24 protein-coding genes are annotated in these 26,392 nt (G+C 72.7%); 14 read left to right on the top strand and 10 right to left on the bottom strand.

Annotated features, from left to right (window positions below; all coding sequences use genetic code 11):
• The first annotated feature begins 26 nt into the window (after nucleotides 1-26).
• Both ASC64_RS11460 and ASC64_RS11455 read left to right on the top strand, forming a co-directional pair.
• Nucleotides 27-1,211 (top strand): MFS transporter, encoded by a 1,185-nt coding sequence (locus tag ASC64_RS11460; RefSeq protein WP_056907651.1) that lies wholly within the window; start codon nucleotides 27-29, stop codon nucleotides 1,209-1,211.
• A gap of 9 nt (nucleotides 1,212-1,220) precedes the next feature.
• Entirely contained in the window at nucleotides 1,221-2,543 is a 1,323-nt protein-coding gene (locus tag ASC64_RS11455; protein WP_056907650.1) for a D-arabinono-1,4-lactone oxidase, read from the top strand.
• Nucleotides 2,544-2,549: 6 nt separating this feature from the next.
• Here ASC64_RS11455 and ASC64_RS11450 read toward each other — a convergent pair whose 3' ends face one another.
• Entirely contained in the window at nucleotides 2,550-3,185 is a 636-nt protein-coding gene (locus ASC64_RS11450; RefSeq protein ID WP_056907649.1) for a trimeric intracellular cation channel family protein, read from the bottom strand.
• A 251-nt stretch (nucleotides 3,186-3,436) separates the two neighbouring features.
• Between ASC64_RS11450 and sepH the strand changes: the two genes are divergently transcribed.
• Both sepH and ASC64_RS22345 read left to right on the top strand, forming a co-directional pair.
• Nucleotides 3,437-4,441, top strand: coding sequence for a septation protein SepH (sepH, locus tag ASC64_RS11445; RefSeq protein ID WP_056907648.1), 1,005 nt, complete (start codon nucleotides 3,437-3,439; stop codon nucleotides 4,439-4,441).
• Between the two features lies 1 nt (nucleotide 4,442).
• The gene (locus ASC64_RS22345) at nucleotides 4,443-5,279 is read left to right on the top strand and encodes an MOSC domain-containing protein (RefSeq protein WP_056907647.1); all 837 of its coding nucleotides are present in this window, start codon (nucleotides 4,443-4,445) and stop codon (nucleotides 5,277-5,279) included.
• A gap of 12 nt (nucleotides 5,280-5,291) precedes the next feature.
• Here the strand turns inward: ASC64_RS22345 and ASC64_RS11435 are convergent, their stop codons facing one another.
• Complete coding sequence (locus ASC64_RS11435; RefSeq protein WP_056907646.1) at nucleotides 5,292-6,110, bottom strand: sulfurtransferase; 819 nt, start codon at nucleotides 6,108-6,110, stop codon at nucleotides 5,292-5,294.
• Between the two features lie 35 nt (nucleotides 6,111-6,145).
• Between ASC64_RS11435 and ASC64_RS11430 the strand changes: the two genes are divergently transcribed.
• A complete protein-coding gene (locus tag ASC64_RS11430; protein ID WP_056907645.1) occupies nucleotides 6,146-6,616 on the top strand; it encodes a hypothetical protein in 471 nt (156 codons plus the stop codon).
• 38 nt (nucleotides 6,617-6,654) lie between these two features.
• Nucleotides 6,655-7,308: a thymidine kinase gene (locus ASC64_RS11425; RefSeq protein ID WP_056907644.1), complete on the top strand. Its 654-nt coding sequence runs from the start codon at nucleotides 6,655-6,657 to the stop codon at nucleotides 7,306-7,308.
• A 30-nt stretch (nucleotides 7,309-7,338) separates the two neighbouring features.
• Here ASC64_RS11425 and ASC64_RS11420 read toward each other — a convergent pair whose 3' ends face one another.
• From ASC64_RS11420 to ASC64_RS11410, 3 genes are all read right to left on the bottom strand, one after another.
• Complete coding sequence (locus ASC64_RS11420) at nucleotides 7,339-8,460, bottom strand: alkaline phosphatase family protein (protein ID WP_056907643.1); 1,122 nt, start codon at nucleotides 8,458-8,460, stop codon at nucleotides 7,339-7,341.
• A 65-nt stretch (nucleotides 8,461-8,525) separates the two neighbouring features.
• Complete coding sequence (locus ASC64_RS11415; protein WP_056907642.1) at nucleotides 8,526-9,107, bottom strand: DUF5998 family protein; 582 nt, start codon at nucleotides 9,105-9,107, stop codon at nucleotides 8,526-8,528.
• A gap of 38 nt (nucleotides 9,108-9,145) precedes the next feature.
• Complete coding sequence (locus ASC64_RS11410) at nucleotides 9,146-11,860, bottom strand: bifunctional acetate--CoA ligase family protein/GNAT family N-acetyltransferase (RefSeq protein ID WP_082550390.1); 2,715 nt, start codon at nucleotides 11,858-11,860, stop codon at nucleotides 9,146-9,148.
• A gap of 103 nt (nucleotides 11,861-11,963) precedes the next feature.
• On the opposite strand from ASC64_RS11410, the gene ASC64_RS11405 reads away from it, so the two are divergent.
• From ASC64_RS11405 to ASC64_RS11390, 4 genes are read left to right on the top strand one after another with little or no spacing between them, the layout of a single operon-like run.
• A complete protein-coding gene (locus ASC64_RS11405; RefSeq protein WP_056907903.1) occupies nucleotides 11,964-14,468 on the top strand; it encodes a DNA gyrase/topoisomerase IV subunit A in 2,505 nt (834 codons plus the stop codon).
• A gap of 4 nt (nucleotides 14,469-14,472) precedes the next feature.
• Nucleotides 14,473-15,207, top strand: a complete 735-nt coding sequence (locus ASC64_RS11400) for an LppX_LprAFG lipoprotein (protein WP_162245797.1) — start codon at nucleotides 14,473-14,475, stop codon at nucleotides 15,205-15,207.
• Nucleotides 15,204-16,976 carry an MFS transporter gene (locus tag ASC64_RS11395; RefSeq protein WP_156385147.1) on the top strand — a complete coding sequence of 591 codons (1,773 nt, stop codon included), beginning with the start codon at nucleotides 15,204-15,206 and terminating at the stop codon, nucleotides 16,974-16,976. Before ASC64_RS11400 ends, ASC64_RS11395 begins: the two co-directional genes overlap by 4 nt.
• A gap of 20 nt (nucleotides 16,977-16,996) precedes the next feature.
• The gene (locus ASC64_RS11390) at nucleotides 16,997-17,491 is read left to right on the top strand and encodes a beta-class carbonic anhydrase (RefSeq protein ID WP_235563684.1); all 495 of its coding nucleotides are present in this window, start codon (nucleotides 16,997-16,999) and stop codon (nucleotides 17,489-17,491) included.
• A gap of 12 nt (nucleotides 17,492-17,503) precedes the next feature.
• Here the strand turns inward: ASC64_RS11390 and ASC64_RS11385 are convergent, their stop codons facing one another.
• Complete coding sequence (locus ASC64_RS11385; RefSeq protein WP_056907639.1) at nucleotides 17,504-19,576, bottom strand: DNA gyrase/topoisomerase IV subunit B; 2,073 nt, start codon at nucleotides 19,574-19,576, stop codon at nucleotides 17,504-17,506.
• A 336-nt stretch (nucleotides 19,577-19,912) separates the two neighbouring features.
• Here ASC64_RS11385 and ASC64_RS11380 point away from each other — a divergent pair, with 336 nt between their 5' ends.
• From ASC64_RS11380 to ASC64_RS11370, 3 genes are all read left to right on the top strand, one after another.
• Nucleotides 19,913-20,158, top strand: coding sequence for a DUF7455 domain-containing protein (locus tag ASC64_RS11380; RefSeq protein WP_200937683.1), 246 nt, complete (start codon nucleotides 19,913-19,915; stop codon nucleotides 20,156-20,158).
• Nucleotides 20,159-20,273: 115 nt separating this feature from the next.
• Nucleotides 20,274-20,750 (top strand): DUF456 domain-containing protein, encoded by a 477-nt coding sequence (locus tag ASC64_RS11375; protein WP_056907637.1) that lies wholly within the window; start codon nucleotides 20,274-20,276, stop codon nucleotides 20,748-20,750.
• Nucleotides 20,750-21,577 carry an EamA family transporter gene (locus ASC64_RS11370; protein ID WP_056907636.1) on the top strand — a complete coding sequence of 276 codons (828 nt, stop codon included), beginning with the start codon at nucleotides 20,750-20,752 and terminating at the stop codon, nucleotides 21,575-21,577. The genes ASC64_RS11375 and ASC64_RS11370 overlap by 1 nt, the downstream gene beginning before the upstream one ends.
• A 2-nt stretch (nucleotides 21,578-21,579) precedes the next feature.
• Here the strand turns inward: ASC64_RS11370 and ASC64_RS11365 are convergent, their stop codons facing one another.
• The gene (locus ASC64_RS11365; RefSeq protein ID WP_056907635.1) at nucleotides 21,580-22,122 is read right to left on the bottom strand and encodes a hypothetical protein; all 543 of its coding nucleotides are present in this window, start codon (nucleotides 22,120-22,122) and stop codon (nucleotides 21,580-21,582) included.
• Nucleotides 22,123-22,204: 82 nt separating this feature from the next.
• On the opposite strand from ASC64_RS11365, the gene ASC64_RS11360 reads away from it, so the two are divergent.
• Nucleotides 22,205-23,356, top strand: a complete 1,152-nt coding sequence (locus ASC64_RS11360; RefSeq protein WP_056907634.1) for a CapA family protein — start codon at nucleotides 22,205-22,207, stop codon at nucleotides 23,354-23,356.
• A gap of 4 nt (nucleotides 23,357-23,360) precedes the next feature.
• Here ASC64_RS11360 and ASC64_RS11355 read toward each other — a convergent pair whose 3' ends face one another.
• The 3 genes from ASC64_RS11355 to ASC64_RS11345 are packed head-to-tail and all read right to left on the bottom strand — an operon-like array spanning nucleotide 23,361 to nucleotide 26,223.
• Nucleotides 23,361-24,353 carry a M28 family metallopeptidase gene (locus ASC64_RS11355; RefSeq protein ID WP_156385146.1) on the bottom strand — a complete coding sequence of 331 codons (993 nt, stop codon included), beginning with the start codon at nucleotides 24,351-24,353 and terminating at the stop codon, nucleotides 23,361-23,363.
• On the bottom strand, nucleotides 24,350-24,952 hold the full coding sequence (locus tag ASC64_RS22050) for a TetR/AcrR family transcriptional regulator (RefSeq protein WP_056907633.1): 603 nt from the start codon (nucleotides 24,950-24,952) through the stop codon (nucleotides 24,350-24,352). The genes ASC64_RS11355 and ASC64_RS22050 overlap by 4 nt, the downstream gene beginning before the upstream one ends.
• Nucleotides 24,949-26,223 (bottom strand): hypothetical protein, encoded by a 1,275-nt coding sequence (locus ASC64_RS11345; protein WP_056907632.1) that lies wholly within the window; start codon nucleotides 26,221-26,223, stop codon nucleotides 24,949-24,951. The genes ASC64_RS22050 and ASC64_RS11345 overlap by 4 nt, the downstream gene beginning before the upstream one ends.
• Nucleotides 26,224-26,392 lie beyond the last annotated feature (169 nt).

Raw genomic sequence — 26,392 nt, 5'->3', positions numbered from 1 at the left:
GCGTAGAGCGCCCTACCATCTCCCCGATGCTCGACTCCTACCGCCGGGTGCTGGCCCGTCCCGGCGCCCTCGCCTTCAGCAGTGCAGCGCTGGTCGCCCGCCTGCCCATCTCCATGGTCGGGCTCGGCATCGTGCTGCTCGTCGAGCAGAGCACGGGCTCCTACGGCCTGGCCGGCACGGTGTCCGCGGTCTTCGTGCTGGCCGAGGCGGCGTTCGCCGTCCTGCACGGCCGGCTGGTCGACTCGCACGGCCAGTCCACCGTGCTGCCCATCGCCATCTCGGTCTTCGGCGCCGGGCTGGCGTTGATGATGGTCGCGGTCGAGAGCGACTGGCCCCGCGTGCTGACCTACGTATTCGCGGCCGTCGCCGGTGCCGCCCTCCCCCAGGTCGGGGCGAGCGTGCGGACCCGGTGGTCGTACCTGCTCGACGACCCCGGCCAGAAGCAGACGGCCTTCGCGCTGGAGGCGGTCCTCGACGAGGTCGTGTTCGTGGTCGGGCCGGTGCTGGTCACGCTGCTCGCCACCAGCTGGCACCCCGTGGCCGGGCTCACGGCCGCGCTCGTCAGCGGCCTGGTCGGCACCTTCGCCTTCGCCGCGCAGCGCCGCACCGAGCCGCCGGCCGGTCGCACCCAGGAGTCCGGGACGGCGCGGCCGCCGATGCCGTGGCGGCTCGTGCTGCCCCTCTCGCTCGTCTGCATGACCCTCGGCGCGCTCTTCGGCGCGGCCGAGGTGACCACGGTCGCGTTCGCCGAGGAGGCCGGCATGCGATGGGTCGCAGGGTGGCTGCTCGCCGCCTGGTCGCTCGGCAGCCTCGTGGCCGGGCTCGTCACCGGCGCGATCGAGTGGCGCAGCGGACCCGAGGTACGGCTGCGGTGGGGCTCCGCGGCCATGGCGCTGGCGATGGCACCGCTGATGTTCATCGAGTCCGTGCCCCTGATGGCCGTCGTGCTGCTCGTCGGCGGGCTGGCGATCGCTCCCACGATGATCGGCGCGATGACGATGGTCGAGCAGGGCGTCCCCTCGGGCCGGCTCACCGAGGGCATGGCGATCCTGCACACCGGGATCGTGGCGGGCGTGGCTCCGGGCGCGAGCATCGCCGGCTTCGTGGTCGACCACGACGGGGCCTCCGCGGCGTACTCCGTGGCGCTCGTCGGCGGGATCCTCGGAGCGTTGGTGGCCCAGAGCGCCCGCCCGCGCCGCGCGTCCCGCTAGCCTCCCGCCATGACGACGCCCACCGACGGCACGCTCTGGCGCAACTGGTCCGGTCTCGTGGAGGCCCGCCCCCAGCAGGTGCTGACCCCGTCGTCGGTCTCCGCCGTCGTGGATGCCGTACGCCGGGCGCGCGAGCAGGGCACCACCGTGAAGATGACGGGGACCGGCCACAGCTTCACCGCCATCGCGGCTCCCGAGCACACCCTGATGCGGCCCGAGCAGCTGTCCGGGATCCTCGAGGTCGACCGCGAGGCGATGACCGTCACGGCCCGCGCGGGCACCCCGCTGAAGGAGCTCAACCTGGCGCTCGAGCGGCTCGGGCTGTCGCTGCACAACATGGGCGACATCGCCGAGCAGACACTCGCCGGGGCGACGTCGACCGGGACCCACGGCACCGGCGGCGTCGCGGCCGGGCTCGCCGCCCAGCTCGCCGGGCTCGAGCTGGTCACCGGCACCGGGGAGGTCGTGCGTGCCTCGGCCCGGGAGAACGCCGACGTCTTCGAGGTGGCGCGCGTCGGCCTGGGCGCCCTCGGCGTGCTGACGAGCGTGACCTTCCACGTCGAGCCGCTCTTCGTCATCGAGGCCCACGAGCAGCCGATGGGCTGGGACGAGGCCATCGACTCCTACGACGAGATGACCGCTGCGTCCCACCACGTCGACATGTACTGGTTCCCCCACACCGACGCGATGATGGTCAAGCAGAACGTCCGCACGGACCTCGAGGTCGGCGAGCAGGAGCCGCCGTCACGCCTCGCCGCCTGGTGGGAGGACGAGCTGGTGTCCAACACCGTGTTCGGAGCGCTCTGCCGCGTCGGCTCGCGCGCCCCCGACCTCGTCCCCCGGATCAACCGGATCGCCGGACGCGCGTTGTCCGAGCGCCGCTACAGCGACCTGGCGCACCGCGTCTTCGTCACGCCGCGCCGCGTCCGCTTCCGCGAGATGGAGTACGCCGTCCCGCGCGAGGTGGGCCTCGACGTCCTCCGCGAGTGCCGCCGGGTGATCGACGCGAGCGACTGGAGGATCGCCTTCCCCGTCGAGATCCGCACCGCGCGGCCCGACGACATCCCGCTGTCGACAGCGAGCGGCCGCGAGAGCTTCTACCTCGCGTTCCACGTGCCGATGGACACCGACCACACGGCGTACTTCGGTGGTCTCGAGCCGGTCCTGCGCGAGGCGGGCGGTCGACCGCACTGGGGCAAGGTGCACACCCGCACCGCTGCCGACCTCGCGCCGGTCTACCCGCGCTTCGGTGACTTCCTCGCGATGCGCGACCGCCTCGACCCGGACCGGGTCTTCGCCAACGCCCACCTGCGCCAGGTGCTCGGCGACTGACCGTCCTCAGACGTTGGCCGGCCCCTTGGGCATCGGCGCCTGCCACCCGCGGACCAACGCGAGCAGCCGCCAGCCGAGGCACGTGCCGAAGCCCGCGGCCGCCACGACACCCAGCGGCAGGCCGACCCGGTCGAGGACGACCGCGACCGCTGCGCCGGCCAGCGCCGGAGTGGCGTACAGCGCGCCCTCGAAGACGACCGGGACCCGACCGGCGAGCACGTCGCGGATCATGCCGCCACCGATGGCCGTGACCATGCCCATCAGGGCCGCCGGCACCGGGCCGACGCCGTAGTCGACCGCCTTGAGCGCCCCGGTGACGCAGAACAGTGCCAGCCCGAAGGCGTCGAACAGGGTCACGACCCGCTCGAGCCGGCCCACGACCGGGTGGAAGGCGAACGTCACCAGACCCGCTGCGACCGGCACGATGAGGTAGCGCCAGTCCGCGAGCGCGGCCGGCGGGGTGGCGCCGATGAGCACGTCGCGGATGAACCCGCCACCGAGACCCGTCACGCCGCCGAGCACGAGGGCGGCGAAGAGGTCCAGGTGCTTGCGCACCGCGACCAGGGCCCCGGTGACCGCGAAGACGAAGATGCCGACGAGGTCGAGCACGACGAGCGTCGTGGCGTACTCCGTGGTTGGCACCCCCCGAGGCTAGGGCCCCCGGCCGGCTGGCAGCCAACCCGTCCCACCACCGCCTGGTGTGATGCTCCGGACACACCTTTCGCAGGCGCGCCGCACGCCTCACGAGCCGGGGCCGCACGCTGGCGTAGGCTCGCCGGAACGCATGCCGAGCGCATCGACGGCACCACACCCGACCCAGCCCAGAACGTAGTCAGACACAGCCCATGCCCCATCCCGCACCGAGCCAGGAAGCAGTCAGGAGCGCGCCGCCCATGGCCAAGCTGACGTTCACCGGACGCAGCGGTGACGGAAAGCGCCTGATGCTGGTCGACGAGTCGGGTCAGCAGCACTTCGTGGTGATCGATGCCAAGCTCCGCAACGCCCTGTCGGGCGTGTCCGCAAGCAACGGCCAGTTGGAGATCCCGATGGAATCAAGCCTCCGCCCCCGCGACATCCAGACGCGCATCCGCGCCGGCGAGACGCCCGAGTCGGTCGCGCACGCTGCTGGCACGTCGGTGGAGAAGATCATGCCGTTCGCCGCACCGGTGCTGGCCGAGCGCGCGCACGTCGCCCAGCGCGCCCAGCTGTCGTCGGTGCGCCGCCGCGCCAACGAGTCGGGGGCCCGCACCCTCGGCGAGGCGGTCAGCGCACACCTCCGCTCGCACAACGTCGACCCCGGCTCCGTCGAGTGGGACGCGTGGCGGCGTGAGGACGGTCGCTGGACGCTCACCGGTCTCTACGACATCGCCGGCCGCACCGGTGCGGCCACGTTCTCCCACGACCCCCGCGGCAACTTCGTCACCGTCGACGACGACGACGCACGCTGGCTGATCGGTGAGGCCTCCCCCACTGCCCCGGCCGCCGCCCCGCCCGAGCCGGCTGCCGACGACCTGGCCGCGGCCCGGATGCGCCGCCGCAACGCCGCCCCCGGTGAGGAGCTGCCGCTCGGCGAGGACGCCATCGAGATGGTCACCGGCGAGGAGCCCGCCCGCGACGAGCCCGCCTCCGCCCCCGACGAGGCCAACGAGACCACGGCCGAGCTGGGCGCGCTGGGGACCGAGCAGTCGCTCGAGGCCTACCTCGACCGCTCGGCCGATCCCGACCCCACCGACGAGTCGCGGTCGGCCGCTCCCGCGGAGACGTCAGCGACCGAGGACCAGTCCGCGTCGCCGACCGCACCCCCCGCCGAGCCCGAGCCCAAGGCACGCAAGAAGCGCGGCCGCGCCTCGGTGCCGAGCTGGGACGAGATCATGTTCGGCGGCGGCAAGGGCGACTGACGTGCGCCTGGTCCAGGTCAACGTCCACCCCCTCAAGTCCGGCGCGATCCGCCCGCTCGTCGCTGCAGACGTGCTGCGCGGAGGCTTGCGCGACGACCGCACGTGGATGCTCGTGGACGGCACCGGGCGGCTGGTGTCGGCGCGTGAGCTGCACGCGACCTTCCACGTCGTCGCCGACACACCGGCGACCGACCCGTCCGTCGAGTCGGCGCTGCGGCTGCGTGCCCCGGGCATGGACGACCTGTCCGTGGCGCTGCCCGACGGCGAGCCGGTGCCGGTGCAGCTGTTCTCCCTCGACCTCAAGGCGGTGCCGGCGGCCGGGACGGCACAGGAATGGGTAGGCCGGGCGTTCCGCCGCGACGACCTGACCCTCGTCTGGTGCCACGACCCGGGTGCTCGCAACCTCCAGTCCGGCTTCTCCGCGCCGGACGACCACACCGCGTTCGCCGACGCCTTCCCGGTGACCGTCGTGTCCCTGGCCTCGGTGCGCCGGCTCCACGACTGGATGGTGGAGCGCGCGCTCGAGACCGGCGAGGAGCCGCCCGAGCCGCTGGCCGTCGAGCGCTTCCGCGCCAACCTGGTGGTCGACGGCGAGGAGCCGTTCGCGGAGGACCACTGGCGCGAGGTGCGGATCGGCTCCGTGCGGTTCACGGTCGCCAAGCCGGTCAGCCGGTGCGTGATGACGACGATCGACCCCGTCTCGCTGACCACCGGCAAGGAGCCGGTCCGCACCATGGCGCGCCACCGCCTCGTGGAGGGCAAGACGAAGTTCGCCCTGCACCTGCTGCCCCTGGACGAGGGCCGGGTCAGCGTGGGTGACGAGGTCTCCGCGACCTGACGCGCCCTGCGGTCAGCCCGTCTCGACCGGCCGGTCGGGGTCGGTGGTCCAGCCGCTCCAGCTGCCGGGGTAGAGGGCCGCGTCGTCGAACCCGGCCGCAGCGAGGGCCACGAGGTCGTGCGCGGCCGTGACCCCGGAGCCGCAGTACGCCGCGACCGTGCCGCCCGCGCCGACGCCGACGGCCGCATAGACCTCCCGCAGCTCCGCCGGCGACCGGAACCGGCCACGCTCGTCGAGGTTGTCGGTGGTGGGCACGTTGACCGCGCCGGGGATGTGCCCGGCCACCGGGTCCACGGGCTCGGTCTCGCCGCGGAAGCGCTCGCCCGCGCGGGCGTCGATGAGCACGTCGACGTCGAGCACGGCGTCGGCCTCGACGACCGGCAGCTGCTTCTCGGCGGCGACGGTGAAGTCGCCGGGCTGGACGGCGCGCTCCCCCGCCTCGACCGGGTGGCCGTCCTCCCGCCAGGCCGTCCAGCCGCCGTCAAGGACCCGCACGTCGGGGTGCCCGTGGTGCCTCAGCAGCCACCAGGCGCGGGCGGCCGCACGCCCCTGCCAGTCGTCGTACACCACGACGGGTCGGTCGCCGCGCACGCCGACGCGTCGCATCGCGGCCTCGAAGTGCCGCTCGTCGGGCAGCGGGTGCCGGCCGCCGGCGCCCGGCGGGTCGGCGAGGTCCTCGTCCAGGTCGACGTACGCCGCTCCCGGGACGTGGCCGGCCGCGTGCAGGTCGCGCCCGGGCGGCCCGCCCATCAGGTAGCGCACGTCGAGGACGGTGACGTCGGCCAGGACGGCCGCGAGCTCGTCGGGACTGATCAGGGGCCCGTCGGTCATGGAGCCACCCTCCCACGGCGTGGCAGGCTGCCCGCATGGACTTCGACTGGGCACGCGGCGACGTCATCGTCGTGGACGGGACAGAGGTGGCACACGCCGAGCGGTCGTGGCTGCGCCAGCGTGCCGAGGTCCAGATCGGTCCCGAGCTCTGGCACTACCGGGCCGAGGGCGGCTGGACCCGCAGCGCGCTGGTGGCCGAGGTCGACGGGGTCACCCGGCTCTCCGCGCGGCGCTCGGGGCTGTTCACCACGACGTGGACCGTGGACGCAGCCGGGGACCAGCTCGAGGTCGCGAGCGCCGGCTTCTTCGGGACGCGGCTCGTCGTCAGGCGCGCAGGCACCCCCATCGGCGAGGTGGGCCGGTCCGGCATCTTCACGACCCGGACGCGGCTGCAGACGACGGTGGACGTCGACGTGTCCCTGGGCTGCTTCCTGCTCTGGGTGGCGTACGTCGAGCTCAACCGCCGGCAGTCGTCGGCCGGCAGCTCGTCGGCGGCGGTGTCCTGACGCCCGGGCCGGCCGGGCTGTGACAGGATCACCGCGACATGGCTGAACTGCACTTCTTCACCGGCACGATGGACTCCGGCAAGTCGACGCTGGCGCTCCAGACCAACCACAACCACGCCGCCCGAGGACGCGTCGGTCGCATCTTCACGACCCACGACCGGGCGGGCGCCGCGGTGCTCTCCAGCCGGCTCGGGCTGACCCACGACGCGCTCGAGGTGGACGCCGAGTTCGACTTCTGGGCCTACGTCGTCGACACGCTCACCCGCGGCGGCCGGATCGACTACCTGATCTGCGACGAGGCCCAGTTCTACTCCGCCGCGCAGATCGACCAGCTCGCCAAGGTCGTCGACGAGCTGCAGATCGACGTGTTCGCCTTCGGGATCCTCACCGACTTCCGCACCGTCATGTTCCCCGGAAGCGCCCGGCTCGTCGAGCTCGCCGACCGGATGAACGTGCTGCAGGTCGAGGCGCTGTGCTGGTGCGGCAAGCGTGCGACCCACAACGCCCGCACCGAGAACGGCGCGATGGTCGTCGAGGGCGAGGTGATCGTGGTGGGCGACGTCGACCTGGTCGACGAGCCGCCGGCCGACGTGGCCTACGAGGTCCTCTGCCGCCAGCACCACCGGCGCCGGCTGACAGCCGCGCGCGCCAAGGCCGTCAGCCTCGCGCCCGAGCCGCTGCCGTTCGGCTGATCGGCACGCCGGGCGCTCGGCCGACGAGCCTCATCCCACCAGGATGGGGATCAGCATCTCGGTCGAGGTGAGCGAGCCGTGCAGCCCGACGAGCGTGTTCTCGTAGGGGAAGTCGCGGGTCGAGACCACCGCGGTGTCGCCGTGGCAGGCGACCATGACGTCGCCCAACCGGGGCAGCACGGCCGGCGCGACCGCGCCGAACCAGCCCTCGCCGACCGCCTCCTCGCGGGTCAGCACCGTCGCCCGGTCACCCAGCGTCCCGCGCCAGGTCTCGACCACGTCGGGGACCGCACCCGCGGCGCAGTAGAGGTGGCGGAACCGGGCCTCGCCGCCCAACAGGCCCACCCCGTCGCGGAGCCCGTCGGTCTCGTCGACGTCGACCCGCGCCTCCGGCGGGCTGTCGACCATGCCGTGGTCGGCGACGACGAGCAGCCGCGTGGAGGAGGGCAGCGCCTCGCGCAGCTGCTCGGCCTGGTGGTCGACCATCGCCAGCTGCTGCAGCCACTGCGTCGAGGCCACCCCGAACTTGTGCCCGGTCCAGTCGAGGTCGGAGTCGTAGACGTAGGTCAGCGACGGCTGGTGTGCCGAGGCGCTGACGGCTGCAGCGATCCGCTCGCCGACGCGGTCGGCCCCGACGTAGGTCGCCCCACGCTGCGAGGCGACGGTCAGCCCGGTGCCGTCGAAGTCGCGCTTGTTCACCGAGGTGACGTGCACCCCGGCGTGCGCGAGCCGGCCGAAGGCCGTCGGGTGCGGCTGCCACTCCAGCGGGTCGACGTGCTTGTCCCACCACAGGTGGTTGAGCAGGCGGTCGGTGCCCGGGATGCGCGCGGTGAAGCCGACCAGGCCGTGCGCACCCGGCACCAGCCCGGTGCCCAGCGAGGTGAGGGACGTCGCGGTGGTCGACGGGACGCCGGCGGTGCCGGTCGAGCCGTCTGCCACCAGCGAGGAGAGGTAGGGCGCGACGTGGCCGTGCCGGGCGAGCAGCTCGGCTCCGAGGCCGTCCACGAGGAAGACGACGTACGCCGGTGCCGGCGGCAGGTCGAGGCCGCCCGGGTGGCCGTCGAGGTCCGCGCCCAGCGCACGGGCCACCGCGGGCACGACGTCGGCGAGCGAGCGGTCGCCGTAGGCGGGACTCGTGAAGTCCGTGTTCACGGGGTCCCCGCGGCGTTGTTCGACGGAGGAGCGCAGCGGGGGAGGCGAAGAACGTCGTGGGGTGTTCATCCCCGCGTCCGCGCCGAGAGCGCGTCGGCGAAGGACAGCAGTCCGGCGACGGAGCTGGCGCCCTCGGCAGCGGCGGACACGCGCAGCGTGTAGTCGTCGCCGGCCAGCGTGCCGGTGTAGCCGTGGTCGGCGTCGCAGTTGGGGTCGGAGCAGACCGCGGGCTCGAGGTCGAGGCGGCCCACGCCGCCCCAGCCGATCGTGAGCACGGCCTCCGCGGGCGGCGCGACACCCGCGGTCGGGTTGGCGACCATCCGGGTCACGACCACGGTCCGGATCGAGGTCAGGGTGACCGCCTCGGTGGTGGTCGACGTGTAGGGCTCCGGGAGCAGGTCGTCGCCGGGGTGCTCGTCGGTGTGCGCGATCACCAGTCGCGTCGGGGTGAGGAGCAGCGCCGTCAGGTGCCGGCGTACCTCCTCGTGGTCGAACGTCGTCTCGTGGTGGATGAAGTACGAGACGACCTCCTCGCCACCCGCCGCGGAGAAGACGCCGTCGGCGACGACCTCGGGGTAGTAGCCGGTGCGGGCGATCTCGCGGCGGAGGTCGTCGGAGACGTCCAGGTCACGGGTGGAGCGGGCCATGGCTGAAGTCTGTCACGCGGGCCCGTCGGGCGGACCAGTCAGTCGGGGAGCGTGTCCCCCGGCATCGTGCTGAGGCGCCGCACGAACCAGTCGGAGCGCGAGTCCTTCACCGGCTCGACCCGCACCGTGGCGCCGAGGACCGTCGCGCCCTCTGCGCCCGCGAGCACCAGCGGGAGCTGCAGCGCGCGCACCTGCGGCAGGTCGTGCTGGAGCTGGGCCACCTGCCTCACGAGCCGCTCGACCTCCTCGACGTCGACGATCTCGCTGCCGCGGTAGCCGAAGAGCAGCGGCGAGGCGCGGATCTCGCGGACCATGTCCTGCGCGTCGTGCTCGGCCAGCGGCGGGATGCGGTAGGACCGGTCCCCCAGCAGCTCGGTCAGCGGACCGCTGACGCCGAAGGAGATCACCGGCCCGAAGAGCGGGTCCTCCATGGTGCTGATCGTCAGCGGGACGCCGGGAGGGGCATTGCGCTGCACGACGAAGCCGGCGTTGTCGGGGTCGGTGATCACGTGGTTGAGCGAGCTCCAGGCGTCCTTCATGTCCCCGGCGCCGTCGATGTTGCGCCAGACGTGGGCGAGGTCGGGGCGGTCGCGGAGGTGGTCGGCCGTCGCCTTGAGCACCACGTCCCAGCCGAGGGTCTCCCCTGCGGCGACGGCCTCGTCGAGCGACGCCACGGCATAGGTGTCCCACAGGTCGATGCCGTAGGCGCCGAGCAGCCGGTGCTGCTCGTCGAAGTCGAGGTCGCGGCCCTCGGGGTGGCGCATCAGCAGCTCGTTGACGAGGTGCCGGGCCTTGTCGCGCTCCGACGACGACGGCTCGAGCGGTGCGGCCTGCGGGAAGCGGAGCCACACGGCGTACTCCACCACGTGGGCCAGGGCGCGCACGGCGGCCTCCACGGCGGGGTACGACGGCACGGACCCGCGGCCGGCGCTGGAGCCGGCCACGTCGGGCACCCGCAGCAGCTCGGGGACGCCCTCGGTGCCGAGGAACGTCGAGACGATCGGCTTGTCGGACTGCTCACCGACCGCGGCGAGCACGTTGGCGACGTCCTCGCGCGCGCCGGCGACGTTCAGGGGCGGGATGAAGATGGCGACCACCGCGTCGACCTCGGGGTCGTCGATCGCCCCGTCGAGGGCGTCCTCGAAGTCCTCGGCCGTGGCGTCCGCGCCGAGCGCGACCTGCTTGTTGACGACCAGGCCCACCGAGTTCGCGGCGTCGGCGGCCAGCAGGCCGAGCGCGTCGGAGTTGCCGACGATCGCGACGCGGCGCCCGCGCGGCAGCGGCTGGTGGGCGAGCAGCTGGGCGACGTCGAACATCTCCTCCAGCGACTCGACCTGGATGATGCCGGCCTGGCGGAACATCGCGTCGACGGCCTCCGGCGGGGCGCCGATCTTGCGGACCGCGTGGCCCATCGGGACACCTTGGGAGGAGCGCCCGGACCGCACGGCGACAATCGGCTTGCGGCGGCTGACCCGACGGCAGATGCGGGAGAACTTGCGCGGGTTGCCGATCGACTCGAGGTAGAGCAGCACGACCTCGGTCGCGTCGTCCTCCTCCCAGTACTGGAGGAGGTCGTTGCCCGAGACGTCGGCGCGGTTGCCGGCGCTGACGAAGGTGGTCAGGCCGAGGCCGCGGTTCTGGACCTTCTCCAGGATCGCGGAGCCCAGCGCGCCGGACTGGCAGAAGAAGCCGGCGCGGCCGCGTGGCGGCATCACCGACGACAGCGAGGCGTTGATGGACACGTCGGGGTCGGTGTTGATCACGCCGAGAGCATTGGGGCCGATGAGGCGCAAGCCGTAGGAGCGGGACAGTCCGACGAGGCGGCGCTGGCGCATCCGCCCCTCCTCCCCCGTCTCGGCGAAGCCGGAGGAGATCACCACGAGGCCGTGGACGCCCTTGGCCGCGCAGTCGAGCACGACGTCCTGGACCGCCTCGGCGGGCACCGCGACGATCGCCACGTCGACGTCGCCGGGGATCTCGGCCACCGACTTCCACGCCGGCATGCCGCCGACGGCGTCGGCGCTGGGGTTGACCACGTGGACCCGGCCGGTGAAGTCGCCCAGCACCAGGTTGCGCACCAGCAGGTGGCCGATGGTGTCCTGGCGGCGGCTGGCACCGATGACCGCGACGGACCTCGGCGACAGGAAGCGCTCGATCGAGGCGTACTCGGCGCGGTGCTCGCGCTGCTCCATCACGCCGATGGCGGTGTCGGTGGGGTCGATCCGGAACACCAGCTCCATCACGCCGTCCTCGAACGCGCTCTTCACCTGGTAGCCGGCGTCCTTGAACGTGTGGATCATGGCCTTGTTGTCGGGGAGCACCTCCGCGACGAACTCCTCGATGCCGCGCTCGCGCCCGGCCTGCGCGAGGTGCTCCAGCAGGAGCTGTCCGATGCCGCGGCCCTGGTGCTTGTCCTCCACGAGGAAGGCGACCTCGGCGTAGCCGGGCCGGATCGTGTCGTAGCGGCCCACCGCGATCATCTGTCCGGCCACCAGCAGGATCATCGCCACCCGGTCGCGGTGGTCGACCCGGGTGAACCGGTCCAGGTCGCGCTGGGACAGCTCCGGCATCGGGGAGAAGAAGCGGTAGTACTTCGACTCGTCGGAGACCCGGCTGTAGAACTCGACCAGCAGCTCACGGTCCTCGGGCTGGATCGGACGGATGTGCGCGGTCCGCCCGTCGCGCAGCAGGACGTCCGCCTCCCAGTGGCGCGGCGGCGGCGGCACGGTCGGCAGTTCATCCGCTTCGGTCACGGCTGCAATCTATCGGGCGTCCCGTCTCCCGCCGAACGAACCACCAAGGCCCGCTCGGCGTGCCCCGACCTCGGCGCAGGGGCGAGCGGGGACAATGGCCCGCATGGCACGACGTACGACGAAGCAGCCCCTCCCGGACGACTTCGAGGAGCACATCCTCGACACCGACATCCGTGACGAGATGCAGTCGTCGTTCCTGGAGTACGCCTACTCGGTCATCTACTCCCGGGCCCTGCCCGACGCCCGCGACGGCCTGAAGCCGGTCCAGCGCCGGATCCTCTACACGATGGACGACATGTCGCTGCGCCCCGACCGCGGGCACGTCAAGAGCGCCCGCGTCGTCGGCGAGGTGATGGGCCGGCTGCACCCGCACGGTGACGGCGCGATCTACGACGCGCTCGTCCGGATGGCCCAGCCGTGGTCGATGAGGTTGCCGACCGTCGACGGGCACGGCAACTTCGGCTCGCCCGACGACCCGCCGGCCGCGATGCGCTACACGGAGTGCCGGATGGCGCCCGCGGCGGTCGCGATGACGACGTCGATCCACGAGGACACCGTCGACTTCAAGCCCAACTACGACTCGCGCGAGATGGAGCCGGTCGTGCTGCCGGCGGCCATCCCGCACCTGCTGGTCAACGGCTCCGCCGGCATCGCGGTCGGCATGGCCACCAACATCGCGCCGCACAACCTCGTCGAGGTGGTCCAGGCGCTCAAGCACCTGATCACCCACCCGAAGGCGACCCTCGACGACCTGATGCGCTTCATCCCGGGGCCGGACCTGCCGACCGGGGGCAAGATCGTCGGCCTCGACGGCGTCCGCGACGGCTACGAGTCGGGTCGCGGCACCTTCAAGATGCGCGCCACCGCCCGGATCGAGGCGGTGACGCCGCGGCGCAAGGGCATCGTGGTGACCGAGCTCCCCTACGGCGTCGGCGAGGAGCGCGTGGTCGAGCAGATCAAGAAGCTCGTGCTCTCCAAGAAGCTCCAGGGCATCGCCGACATCAAGCAGCTCGGTGACCGCCACCACGGCCTCCGGCTGGTCATCGAGGTCAAGAACGGCTTCGTCCCCGAGGCGATCCTCGAGCAGCTCTACCGCCAGACGGCGCTGGAGGACTCCTTCGGCATCAACGCCGTGGCCCTGGTCGACGGGCAGCCGCGCACGCTGGGCCTCAAGCAGATGCTCGAGGTCTTCCTCGGCCACCGCTTCGAGGTCGTACGCCGCCGCTCGTCGTTCCGCCGCACCAAGGCTGCGGACCGGCTCCACCTCGTCGACGGACTGCTCATCGCGATCCTCGACATCGACGAGGTCATCCAGGTGATCCGCACCTCCGACAACGCCGCCGCGGCGAAGGAGCGCCTGATCTCGGTCTTCGACCTGTCCGAGGTCCAGGCCGACTACATCCTCGACATGCCGCTGCGCCGGCTCACGAAGTTCTCCAAGCTGGAGCTCGAGAAGGAGAAGGGCGAGCTCGAGGCCACGATCGAGTACCTCGACAGCATCCTCGCGGACGAGAAGCTGCTCCGGAAGGTCGTCTCCGACGAGCTGACCGACGTCGCCAAGGAGCACGGCACCCCGCGGCGGACCGTCCTGCTCGCCTCGGCGGGCACCCAGGTGACGGCAGCCACCCCGGTCGAGGTCGCCGACGACCCGTGCTTCGCCCTGCTGTCGTCCACGGGCCTCCTCGCCCGTACGACGTCCGCCTCCGCCCCCGGCCAGGGCGAGGGCCGTGCCAACCACGACGTGGTGACGAGCGTCGTGCGCACCACCGCGCGCGGCGAGGTCGGCGTGCTGACCAACCGGGGCCGACTCGTCAAGGTCAACGTCCTCGACATGCCCGAGCTGCCCGACTCCGCCAACGACCCGAACCTCCAGGGCGGGTACCCGCTCAGCGAGATGCTCTCCCTCGAGGGCGGCGAGCGGGCGCTGGCGCTCACCGCGCTGCCCACGGAGGGCCCGGGCCTCGCGCTGGGCACGCGCCAGGGCGTGGTCAAGCGGGTCAACCCGGAGGTGCTGGGCCGCGACGAGTGGGAGGTGATCGGCCTCAAGGACGGCGACGAGGTCGTCGGTGCCGTCGAGCTGCGCACCGGCGAGGAGGAGCTCTGCTTCATCTCCTCCGACGCACAGCTGCTGCACTTCCCGGCGTCCGGCGTCCGGCCCCAGGGCCGCTCCGGCGGTGGCATGGCCGGCATCAAGCTGACGGCGGGCGAGCACGTCGCCTTCTTCGGTGCGTTCGACCCCGCCGACGCCGTCGTCGTCACGGCGTCCGGGTCCTCCACCGCCCTGCCGGGCACGGAGGCGGGCGCGGTCAAGGTGACGCCGTTCAGCGAGTACCCCGGGAAGGGACGGGCCACCGGTGGCGTCCGCAGCCACCGCTTCCTCAAGGGCGAGGACACCCTCGTCGCGGCCTGGGCCGGCCCCGGTCCGGCCCGCGCCGCCGCGTCCAGCGGTGCCCCGATCGACCTGCCGGAGGCCAACGGCCGGCGGGACGGGTCCGGCGTACCCGCTCCGCAGCCCATCGACGCCGTGGCCTCCCCCGTCGCTGCCCAGGTGGCCGGACCCGGGTCCGACGCGGATGCCGCTGCGGCACCCGCCCCTGTGGAAGGCTGACGCCATGACACCTCGCGTGCCTCGTCGTGCCCGGACGCACCGCCGTCTCGCCGCCACCGCCTCGGTCCTGCTCGCCCTCCCGACCTTCGCCGCCTGCTCGGGCGACTCGAGCGACGCCGCCGAGGAGGGCAAGGCACCGGAGGACGTGCTGGCCGAGGCCGCCACCAAGCTCACCGAGACCAGCGGCATCGACCTGACCCTGGCCACCGGCAAGCTGCCCGAGGGCGTGTCCGGCATCGCCAAGGCCGAGGGCACCGTCACCGACGCGCCCGCCTTCGACGGCTCCATCACGGTGGTCTTCGCCGGTCAGACCGCCGAGGTCCCGGTCATCGCGGTCGACGACAAGGTCTACGCCCAGCTCCCCTTCACCATGGGCGCCTGGGACAAGGTCAACCCCAAGGAGTACGGCGCCCCCGACCCGTCGCAGCTCGTCGGGGAGGACGGCTTCGCCGGGCTGCTCGGCCTCACCGAGTCGCCCGAGGAGGGCGAGAGCGTGCGCGGCGGCGACAACAACACCGAGGTCCTCACCACCTACTCCGGGACGGTCCCGGGCGACGCGATGGACGCCGTGATCCCGTCCTCGTCGGGTGACTCCTTCGACGTCGAGTGGCAGGTCAACGACGACGGGGAGCTGCGCAAGGCCACCATGACCGGCGTCTTCTACCCCCACACCGACCCGATGACCTACACCGTCGAGTTCGACGACTACGGGACCGAGAAGGAGATCACCGCGCCGTGAGCGCCGACCCGGCCGTGACCGGGCAGGTCTCGCGCACCTCGCGGCTGCTCCTGTCCATCGCGGCGGTCGCCGTCGCGTTCGCGGCCGCCGACACCTACGTCGTCGTGCTGGCGCTGCCCGACATGATGACCGGCGTCGGTGTGCCGATCGACCAGCTCCAGCGGGCCGCGCCGATCGTCAGCGGCTTCCTCCTCGGCTACGTCGCGATGCTGCCGCTCATCGGCCGCATCGCCGACCTCCGCGGGCGGGTGCCCGTGCTCGTGATGGCGCTCGTGCTCTTCGCGCTCGGCTCGCTGATCACGACGCTGGCCTACGACATGCCGAGCATCGTCGCCGGGCGCTTCCTCCAGGGCGTCGGCGGCGGCGGCCTGGTCCCGGCCACCCTCGCGCTCGTCGCCGACCTCTACCCCGTCGAGCGACGCGGTGTCCCCCTCGGCGTGGTCTCGGCGGTGCAGGAGATCGGCTCGGTCGTCGGGCCGCTGTTCGGGGCGGTCGTCCTCGCGCTGGCCGACTGGCGGGCGATCTTCGCCATCAACCTCGCGGTCGGCCTGGTCCTGGCGGCGGGCGTGCGCGCCCTGTCACCGGCCGCGGACCGCGAGCGGCGGCTGCGTCGACCCGACATCGTCGGGCTTGTCCTGCTGCTCGCCACGCTCGCCAGCGCGCTCGTGGTGTTCCTGCGCCCGTCGGCACTGATGCGCGACCTCACCTGGGGCCGGCTCTTCATCCCCTACGCCGGAGACGGCCGTTGGTGGACGCCGATCGGTGCCATCACGGTCGTGGCGCTCGTCCTGCTGCTCGCCTGGTGCTGGTTCGCGCGACGTCCCCTCCTCGACCTCCGCGGCTGGGTGCGCGTCCTGCTCGAGGCCGACCTCGTCGGCGCGCTGCTGCTCGCCCTCGCGCTGGGTGGCGTGATCCTCGCCTTCGCCACCGCCGACCCGAAGATCGAGGTCTTCTCGCCCCGCGGCCGCTGGTACCTCCTCGGCGCCGCCGTCGCCACGGCCGCCTTCACCTGGCACGTGCGCCGGGCTGCCAACCCGCTCGTGCCGCGCGGCGCCCTGCGTCGTACGCCGGCGTGGGGGGCGCTGCTGGTCAGCTTCTTCGTCGGTGCCGCGCTGATCGCCGCGCTCATCGACATCCCGCTCTTCGCCCGCACCACGGTCTACCCCGACGACCAGCTGCCGGCCGCGCTGGTGCTCGTCCGCTTCCTGCTGGCGCTGCCCGTCGGCGCGGTCGTCGGCGGCTACCTCATCCGCTTCCTCTCCCCCGGTGTGGTCACTGCGATCGGGATGGCGATGGCCGCGGCGGGGTTCGTGCTGATGACCCGCTGGGGGCTCACCACGATCGAGGAGCCCATCGCCAACCTGGCGCTGATCACCGGCGGCCTCGGCTTCGGGCTCGCGCTCGCCCCGGTCAACGCCGCGCTCCTCGCCTTCACCGACGACGACGTGCACGGCGTCGCGAGCGCGTTCGTCGTGGTGTCCCGGATGGTCGGGATGCTGATCGGCATCTCGGCGCTGACCACGATCGGCCTGCGCCGCTACTACTCCGAGCAGCTCGCCATCCCGCCGGTGCAGGAGGTGTGCGACGGCAAGAGCAAGTGCAAGGCCTTCTCCGACCTGCTGCGCGTCGCCGGCATCGCCCAGGAGCACGCGGTGTTCTGGGGGGCGGCGGGCTGCGCCGTCGTGGCGGGCCTGCTGGCGCTCGTCGTCTTCCGCGAGGTCAGGCCCACGCGACTGGCCGCGCGAGACGTGTTCTCGGGCCACGCCTGACGTTCGCTAACCTGCTGGGCGTGGACGACTTCTCCGACCTCATGCAGGCCAACCGCGAGTTCGCGGACTCCTTCGACCTCGGCGGCTTCGACGGCAAGGCCCATGCCGGCATCGCCCTCGTCACGTGCATGGATTCACGCATCGACCCGCTGCGGATGCTGGGGCTCAAGCACGGCGACGCCAAGATCTTCCGCAACCCGGGCGGCCGGGTGACGCCGCAGGCGCTCGAGGCGCTGGTTCTCGGCGTGCACCTGCTCAACGTGTCCCGGATCCTCGTCGTGCCGCACACCAGGTGCGCCATGGCCTCGGCCTCGGAGGAGGAGCTGCGCGCCAAGGTGGGCGAGTCCGCCGGCACCGACGCCAGCTGGCAGTCGTTCGGGGTCGTGCCCGACCAGCTCGACCAGCTGCGCCAGGACGTCGCCAAGGTGCGCACGCACCCGCTCATCGTCGACCGTGCCCAGGTCGGTGGCTTCCTCTACGACGTCGACAGCGGGCTGCTCACCCAGCACGTCTGAGACGCCCAGTCGTCAGGCGTCGAGAGTGTCGACGTCGACCTCGTAGGCGCCCTGGACGATGAACTCCTTGCGCGGCGCCACGTCCGAGCCCATCAGGAGCTCGAAGACCTGGCTGGCCTCGTCGACGTCGTCGATCGTGAGCTTGCGCAGGGTGCGGTGGCGCGGGTCCATGGTGGTCTCGGCCAGCTGGTCGGCATCCATCTCGCCGAGGCCCTTGTAGCGCTGCACCGGGTCCTTCCAGCGCACGTTCTTCTTCTTCAGCTCGGCGAGCTTGCGCTGCAGCTCGTCGTCGGAGTACGTGTAGATGTACTTGTCCATCCCCTTCTTCGGGTTGGACAGCTCGATGCGGTGCAGTGGCGGGACCGCCGAGTAGAGCCGTCCGTCCCGCACGAGCTCGGGCATGTACTTGAAGAACAGCGTCGCGAGCAGGCACCGGATGTGGGCGCCGTCGGAGTCGGCGTCGGCCATCAGGATGATCCGCCCGTAGCGCGCCGCCTCGAGCTCGAACGTGCGGCCCGAGCCGGCGCCGACGACCTGGATGATCGAGGCGCACTCGGTGTTCTTGAGCATGTCGCCCACCGAGGCCTTCTGGACGTTGAGGATCTTGCCGCGGATCGGCAGGAGCGCCTGGAACTCGCTGCTGCGCGCGGCCTTGGCCGTGCCCATGGCCGAGTCGCCCTCGACGATGAACAGCTCGGTGCGCTCGGTGTCGGAGCTGCGGCAGTCGAAGAGCTTCGCGGGGAGCGCCGAGGACTCGAGGGCGTTCTTGCGGCGCTGGTTCTCCTTGTGCTGGCGCGCGGCGAGGCGGGTCTTCGACGCCCCGGCCACCTTCTCCATCAGCAGCTTGGCCTGCGCCTTCTCGGCGCGCTTGGTGGAGGTGAGGAACGCCTTCAGCTCACCCGCCACCACCTTGCGCACGACGCTGCGCGCCGCGGGGGTGCCGAGGATCTCCTTGGTCTGGCCCTCGAACTGCGGCTCGGCCAGGCGGACGGTCACCACTGCGGTGAGGCCCTCGAGGACGTCGTCCTTGATGACGTCCGCATCAGCAGCCTTGAGCACCTTCGCGCCACGCATGGCGTCGTTGAACGTCTTGGTCAGCGCGGCCTCGAAGCCGCTCACGTGGGTGCCGCCCTTGGGCGTGGCGATGACGTTGACGAAGGAGCGCAGCTCAGTGTCGTAGGCGGTGTCCCAGCGCACCGCGACGTCGACCGTCAGCTCGCGCTCGACCTCCTGGGGCGTCATGTGGCCCTTGTCGTCGAGCAGCGGGACGGTCTCGGTGAAGGTGTCCGTGCCCTGCAGGCGCAGGATGTCGGTCACCGGCTCGCCATGGGAGAGGAACTCGACGAACTCGGCGATGCCGCCGTCGTGGCGGAACTTCTCCTCGACCATCTCCTCGCTGCGCTGGTCGCGGATGACCAGCTCGAGCCCCGGCACGATGTACGACGTCTGGCGGGCCCGGCCGAGCAGGCCCTCCATCTCGAAGCGCGCGTCCTTGGTGAAGATCTGCCGGTCCGGCCAGAAGCGGATCCTCGTGCCGGTCCTGCCCTTGGCGACCCGCTTGCCCTTGCGGGTGAGGCCGGACTGCGGGGTGAACGGCGCGCCGGGACCCTCGCCGTCGAACACGCCGGGGACGCCCCGCTGGAACGACAGCCCCTGCTGGCTCGGAGAGCGGTCGACGTCGATGTCCATGCGCGAGGACAGGGCGTTGACGACCGACAGGCCGACGCCGTGCAGGCCGCCGGTGGCGACGTAGGACCCGCCGCCGAACTTGCCGCCGGCGTGCAACTTGGTGGCCACCACCTCGACACCGGGGAGCCCGGTCTTGGGCTCCTTGTCGGTCGGGATGCCGCGACCGTCGTCGAAGACCTCCACGGACCCGTCGTCGTGCAGCGTCACCTCGACCCGGCGTGCGACGCCGGCCAGGGCCTCGTCGACGCCGTTGTCGATGATCTCCCACAGGCAGTGCATGAGGCCGCGGGTGTCGGTCGAGCCGATGTACATGCCCGGCCGCTTGCGCACGGCGTCGAGGCCCTCGAGGACCAGGAGGTGTGCTGCGTTGTAGGTGTTGTCTGCCGGTGCTGCCACGGAGGTCCTGTCGTACGTGAAATCTGCTGGATCGGGTACTACGAACCACAGATGTGGAACGAGTCGACACTACCCGCGACACGCCGTACGGCGACGGAGGCACGCTGCCCCCGTGGCCACCCGGCGCGGACTAGCGTGGACCGCGACGCACCCCCGCACGACCCCCGCACCACCCACAGCACCGACCCAGCACCTGTTGGTCTCACTTCTGCAACGGCTCGTCCACGGTTGAGGACAACGCCAGCGGGGAGGGTGACCACGTGATTGACTGCACACGTTCTCGATCTACCGCCAGTGGGAATCTTTGCCCCACTGGCTACGTTGGGCCAGACACCGATGAACAGAAATGAGGCTGACGTGACCACTGCCACCGCACCCTCCCAGGCCGTGCTGACGGCCGGTGACCGCTGCGACCGCTGCGGCGCACAGGCCTACCTCCGTGTGGAGCTCCAGACCGGCGGCGAGCTGCTGTTCTGCGCGCACCACGCGCGCGAGCACGGCGAGAAGCTCCGCGAGATCGCGGCCAACGTCCACGACGAGACCCACAAGCTGGGCACCCCCGTCGCGGGCAGCGAGGCCTGAGCAGCACCCTGACCGCACCGACTTCCCGAACGGCCCCGGACGCGCTCTCCGGGGCCGTTCTGCGTCCGCAGGGGGTTCGCGGCGCCGCCGGTCGGGCCTCTGGGAGGCTGTGCCCGTGAGCCCGACCGAGATCCTGATCGCCGTGGTGATCGCCGTGGGCATCGCCGGCATCATCGTCCCCGTCCTGCCCGGCACGATCCTGGTCCTCGGCGCCGTCCTCGTGTGGGCGCTCGAGATCGGGACGACGACCGGCTGGATCGTCTTCGCGGTCGCGACCACCCTGCTGGCCGCCGGCACCGTCGTGAAGTACCTCGTCCCGGGTCGACGCCTGAAGGCCTCCGGCGTCCCCAACCGCACCCTGCTGGTCGGCGCGCTCCTGGCGTTCATCGGCTTCTTCGTGGTGCCGGTCGTCGGGCTCCTGATCGGCTTCGTGCTGGGCATCTACCTTGCCGAGCGCGCCCGCCTCGGCGCCGCGCAGGCGTGGCCGTCGACGACCGCCGCGCTCAAGGCGGTCGGCGTCTCGATCCTCATCGAGCTGGTCGCCGCCTGCCTGGCCGCGGTCACCTGGGTGGTCGGCGTGGTGCTGACCTGATGGCGGTCCTGCTCTCCCTGGCGGCCGCCCTGGCTTACGGCCTCTCGGACTTCGTCGGCGGCCTCGCCTCGCGTCGTACGTCGGCGTGGCCGGTCGCCTTCGTCGGTGCCGTCGCCGCGTTCCTGGGTGCCGTGGTGCTGGCCCTGGTGGGTGACGGCTCCCCCACCCGCGACGACCTGCTCTGGGGCGCGCTCGCCGGCGTGGGCAGCGGTGCCGGTGGCGCGTTCCTCTACCGCGGGCTCGCCGCCGGTCGGATGGGTGTCGTGGCACCGATCTCCGCGGTGGGCGCTGCGCTCGTGCCGGTCTGCGTCGGCGTCGCGACCGGTGAGCGTCCCGAGGTCCTCGTCTGGCTCGGCATCCTCGCCGCCGTCCCCGGCATCTGGCTGGTCAGCCGCGAGCCCGGTGGCAGCGGCGACTTCGCCGACGGGGTCCTCGACGGCGTCCTGGCCGGCCTCGGGTTCGGCCTGCTGTTCGCCGCCATGGGCCAGGTCCCCGAGGACGCCGGCTTCGTCCCGCTCGCCGTCGCCCAGGGCGTGGCCGTCGTCGGCGTCGCCCTCACCGCGGCCGCGCTCGGCGGCCGCTGGGTTCCCTACGACGCCTCGCAGGCATGGGGCGCCCTGGCCGGCCTGCTCGCCACGGCGGCGGCACTGGCGTTCCTCCTCGCCACCCAGACGGGGCTGCTCACGGTGGCCTCGGTGGTGACGTCGCTCTACCCGGCCGTCACGATCGCGCTGGCTGCTCTCGTGCTCCGCGAGCGGATCCACGCCTCCCAGGGCGTCGGGCTGGTGCTGTGCGGCGTGGCTGTCGGCCTCGTGGCGGCCGCATGAGGTCAGGCGCTGAGACCCGAGCCGATCGGCAGGCTCCACCGGTGCCGCTTGGGCACCCAGTCGACGACGGGCTTCGAGCCGTCGGCCTGGTCGACCATCTTGACCGACACCCGCACGGACGGGAGCCGGTCGAAGCACTCCCTGCTGATGACCGCCCGGAACACGTCGCTGCCCCACTTGGGCCGCGCGGAGTAGTCGCACCGGACCCGGTCGTCGCTGCCGTGCCACCCGTCAGCCTCGGTCAGGACGAAGTCGGTGCCGTTTCCCAGCCCGGAGCTGAGCACGAGCTCGGGACCCTTGACGGCACGGTCGGTGTCGATGAACACCGAGACCCCGGCGGCGCTGGAAGGCATCAGCTCGGTGAAGCGCACCTTGACGAGGAGGTTCTCCCGGCCGTGCCTGGCCGTCATCCCGGTGATGTCGGTGAGCGACGCGCTGGCGTCGGCCGGGTCGTCGATCGAGAAGAACTCCGCGTTGGCCGGCGGTGAGGCCAGCGTGACGAGCGTGAGCGCGGACAGGGCAGCAAGTGAGATCCGAGTTCTCATGGTTTGAGTGTGGCACCACCCACCCCCGTCCCGTCCACCCACTTGCGGGGGTGGACGGGCGCCCCGGTGGCACGATGGAGCCATGGGCGGAGCGGGGGGCGGGCGCGCGCACCGGGCAGTCGTGGCCGCCGCGGCGGGGGCCGCCATGGTGCTCTCCGGGTGCACGTCCACGCAGGAGGACACGCCGCCGTCGGAGCGGCCGGGCTCCTCGTCGCTCCCGGAGCCCGCACCCGCAGCCACGTCGTCGTCGGCCGCCACCTCGCCGCCGCTCCGGATCGCGCTGGCCGGCGACATCCACTTCGAGGGCCCCCTCGCAGGGCGGCTGCGCGATCCCGCGTCGGCACTCGCGCCGGTCTCGGACGTCCTGTCGGCAGCAGACCTCACCATCGTGAACCTGGAGACCTCGGTCGGCACGGGCGGCCGTCCCGAGCCGGGCAAGCGCTTCACCTTCTCCGCGGGACCCGAGGCCTTCGAGGCGCTGGCCGCCGCGGGCGTCGACATCGCCACCATGGCCAACAACCACGCGCTCGACCACGGCCGCGCCCGGCTCGCCAGCACCCTCGCGGCGGCCCGGCGCGCTGCCCGGGCGGAGACGCCCCTCTCGGTCGTCGGGATCGGACGCGACGCCGACGAGGCGTTCGCGCCTGCGCTCTCCGACGTCCGCGGCACCGTGGTCGCCACGCTCGCCGCCTCCGTCGCCGACCAGGACCCGTCGGCCGACCCGACCGGCCACTGGGCGGCCACGGACGGACGAGCCGGCATCGCCGACGCCCTCGCTCCGGGCCGGCTGCTCGACGGCGTGCGTCGGGCCCGGGACACCGCCGACGTCGTCGTGGTCTATCTCCACTGGGGTGTCCAGGGCGAAGGCTGCCCGAGCCGGGACCAGCGCTCACTGGCGGCCGAGCTGGTCGACGCCGGAGCCGACATCGTGGTCGGCTCGCACGCCCACAGGCTGCAGGGGGACGGCCGGCTGGGCAACGCGTACGTCGCCTACGGGCTGGGCAACTATGCGTGGTACTCCCCCGGGGACGCCACCACCTCGCGCACCGGGGTGCTCTACCTGACCGTCCGGCCCCGCACTGCCGGCCGCCGTCCGCCCTACGTGGTGCGCGCGGCCTGGGCACCCGCACGGATCGGCGTCGACGGACTGCCGGCGACCGCAAGTCCTGCGGACGCCACCGCCTTCCGGTCCGACCGGGCGTCCTTGCGGACGTGCGCCGGGCTGGCGCCCTGAGCGCTCAACGCGGCGCGAGCCACGCCAGCAGCAGCCGGCCCACGCGCTCGAGCTGGGCGGGCTCCACGACGGCCGGGACGTCCCCGGCCGAGTGGTAGCCGGCGTAGGGCGTCGACCCGAGGCGGGCACCGGGCAGGCCACTGCGCACGAAGGACCAGTGGTCGCTGCTGCGCTGGTCGGGGTCGGGCACGGCCGGCACCCCGGCCCGCCGGGCGGCGGCCAGCAGGCTGCGCTGGACGGGGTCGGATTCGCCTGCGGAGCCCACCGGCACGGTGGCGCCGACCCCGACACGGTCCAGGGACACCATCCCGCGCACGGCCCTCTTCGCCGCCGACGCCAGCCCGTCGACGTACGTGCGCGACCCGTAGTGGTGGTCGTCGTCCGTCGGCCCCCGGGGCTCCTCGGCGCCGAACGCCACGAAGACCACGGGCAGCCGCGTCCGCCGACCTGCAGCCGCTTCGGCGACCGCGAGCACCACACCGACGCCGGAGGCGTTGTCCTCCGCGCCGGGTGCCTGCGGCACGGTGTCGAGGTGCGCACCCACGACGAGGTGGGGACGCGTGGGGTCGAAGCCCGGCGGCGTCGCGACGACGTTGGACGAGCGGCCGGCCGGGACCGGCACTCCCCACGACTCCCCCGCAGGTACGTCGACGTGCTGGCGCGTGACGTCGTAGCCCTGGCGCGCGAAGGTCCGCGCCACCCGTGCGGCGGCGCGCTCGTAGGCCGGCGTGGTCGCCTCGCGGGGCCCGATCGCACCCGCGAGGTGGCGTACGACACGCACGGCCGTGGCCGTCCGCAGGTCGCCGGGCCGGACCGGCCGCACCTCGGGCGAGGGCTCGGCGCTCGCCGCGCCGGACGGAGGCAGCGGTGCGGCGCGGGTGGTGCCTGCCTCACCACGGGGTCGCGTCGGCGAGGAGGTCTCGGCGGAGCACGCCGCCACGACGAGGATGACCGGCACCGCTGCTGCGAGGCGTCGCAGGCGTGCCGGCGCGGTCACCGCAGACGCGCGTCGAGGTAGGAACGGAGCATCAGCTCGACCTCGCGCAACGACGCCTCACGGTCCTCGTGGCCCGGCGGGCGCTGGGCGAGGGTGTGGCGCACGGTCTCGATGCAGAGCTCGACGACACGGCGCAGGTCGCCCGGCGGCTGCTGCACCCCGGTGCCGCGCAACGCGTCGGCGAAGAGGTCCACGAGGTGCTCGCGCACTGCGTGGGCCGGCGAGTCGCCCCGGTCGGGGGCCAGCTCCTCGGTCAGCCGGTAGTAGCCCGGGTGCTGCTCCTGCAGGGCGGCCGCCCGGCTGAGCAGCTCGCCGAGCACGGCCTCGAGGTCGCTGAGCGAGGCGATCTCGGAGACCACCTCGGTGTAGGCGGGCGCCACCGCCTCGAGGTAGCGGCTGGCGAGGGCGTCGACGATCGCGGCCTTGTCCTCGAAGAACCGGTAGAGCGCACCGACCGACAGCCCGGCGCGCGCGGCGATGCGCGTGGTGCTGGCTCCCACGACGCCGCGCTCACCGATCTCGTGCTCGGCCGCGACGAGGATCCGGTCGACGGTCTCCCGCGACCGGTCCTGCTGGGGGCTGCGCCGGGTGCCGCTCACTGCACCATGATGGCCCCCGACGTCCCGCGGACGCACGTGACGCTCCGGGTGCCGGCGAGCCAGGCGCCGCGCAGGCAGGTTCCCAGCGCGCGCTGGCCTGCCGCGTTGGGGTGCCAGGACTCCTGGCAGGTCTGGTAGTAGGACTGGCAGGTGTCGGTGACGCGCTTGATGTCGAGCTTGTCGTAGGGCGTGAAGCTCTGCACGTGCACGCCGCTCGGGCCGTCCATCACGCGCAGCGGCGTGGCGAGCGCGTTGCCGGGGCTGCCGGGCTGCTCGCACAGGCGCGCGCCGTCGAAGGCCCGCTGGACGTTGAGGTAGGTGATCTTCGCCGTCGGCCGCTCGGCCTGGATCGTCGACGCGACGCCTGCGACGAGGGTGCCGAGGTTCTGGCTGAACCGCTGCGCCGGCGCCAGGGAGTCGATGTCGGCCGGGCACCCGGCGGCGTACCTCTCGTCGACGAGCGCGCGGTACTTGTCGCGCGTGTCGGTGCGGCCGTCCTCGGTGCGGTACTGCTCGGCGTACGCCGGCGGGAGCGGGTTGGTGTAGTCCTGCAGCACGACGCGGTGGTCCCCGTCGGCGTCCACCTCGTCGAGGACGTCGAGGACCTGCCGGACCGCAGCGGTCGTCTCGGCACGCGCCGCGCCGAGCTGGGCCGCGGTCGCGAAGTCCGCGTCGGAGCAGGCGCGCTCGTTGAGCTCTTCGCCGGTGACCCAGTTGACGAAGTGGATCCACACCTCCCACCAGCCGGTGTAGCCGTCGGCGACGAACCGGCCGGCGCACTCGGCGGCGACCCCGCCGAAGGTGAACTGGCTGTTGTTCGACCCCAGCCCGAGCAGGACCAGGTCGATGTCACCGGTCTGGGCGACGGTGCGCAGCTGCACGATCTGGGCAGCGACCGTTCGGCCTGCGGGGCGGGCGCTCGACGCGGCCGCCATGTCGGCGGGCTGCGCGCCGGAGCATGCGAGGTTCACCCGGCGGGTGATGCCCGGCAGGTCCGCGACCTGGATCGAGGCGTTGACCGAGCGGTGGCAGAAGTAGGCGTTGCTGTTGGCGGCCGACCACCCGGGAAACCCCTGCGCGACGCCGGACTGGTCGGTGACGGGCTGGTAGCCGCCGGCGCCCTCTCCGCTGATGAAGCTGTCCCCCATCGCCACCGCGGTGGGGGGCAGTGGGTCGGCCTGCGCGGGCGGGGCGAGCGCGGCGAGCGCTCCCGTCGCCAGCAGGAGTACGCCGGCCAGTGCCGACCGGTCACGTGCGCTGCCTCCGAGCATGGGCCCTCCCGAGATCCATGAACGCGAGCCCAAGCTCGCGTTATTGCATGGTCCGCCTGCGTCACCGTGGCGTCAAGGGGAGACCCGGGACGGACGGGGCGGCCGGACGGGGCGCCCGAAATGACGAGCAGCGCCGCCCGGACGGGCGACGCTGCTCGGCGTGACGGGG

The sequence above is a fragment of the Nocardioides sp. Root122 genome (genome assembly GCF_001425025.1).
In the GTDB taxonomy this organism is placed as follows: Bacteria; Actinomycetota; Actinomycetes; order Propionibacteriales; family Nocardioidaceae; genus Nocardioides.
The sequence above is the reverse complement of the archived record's forward strand: the minus strand, read 5'-3'. Positions and strand labels throughout refer to the sequence as shown.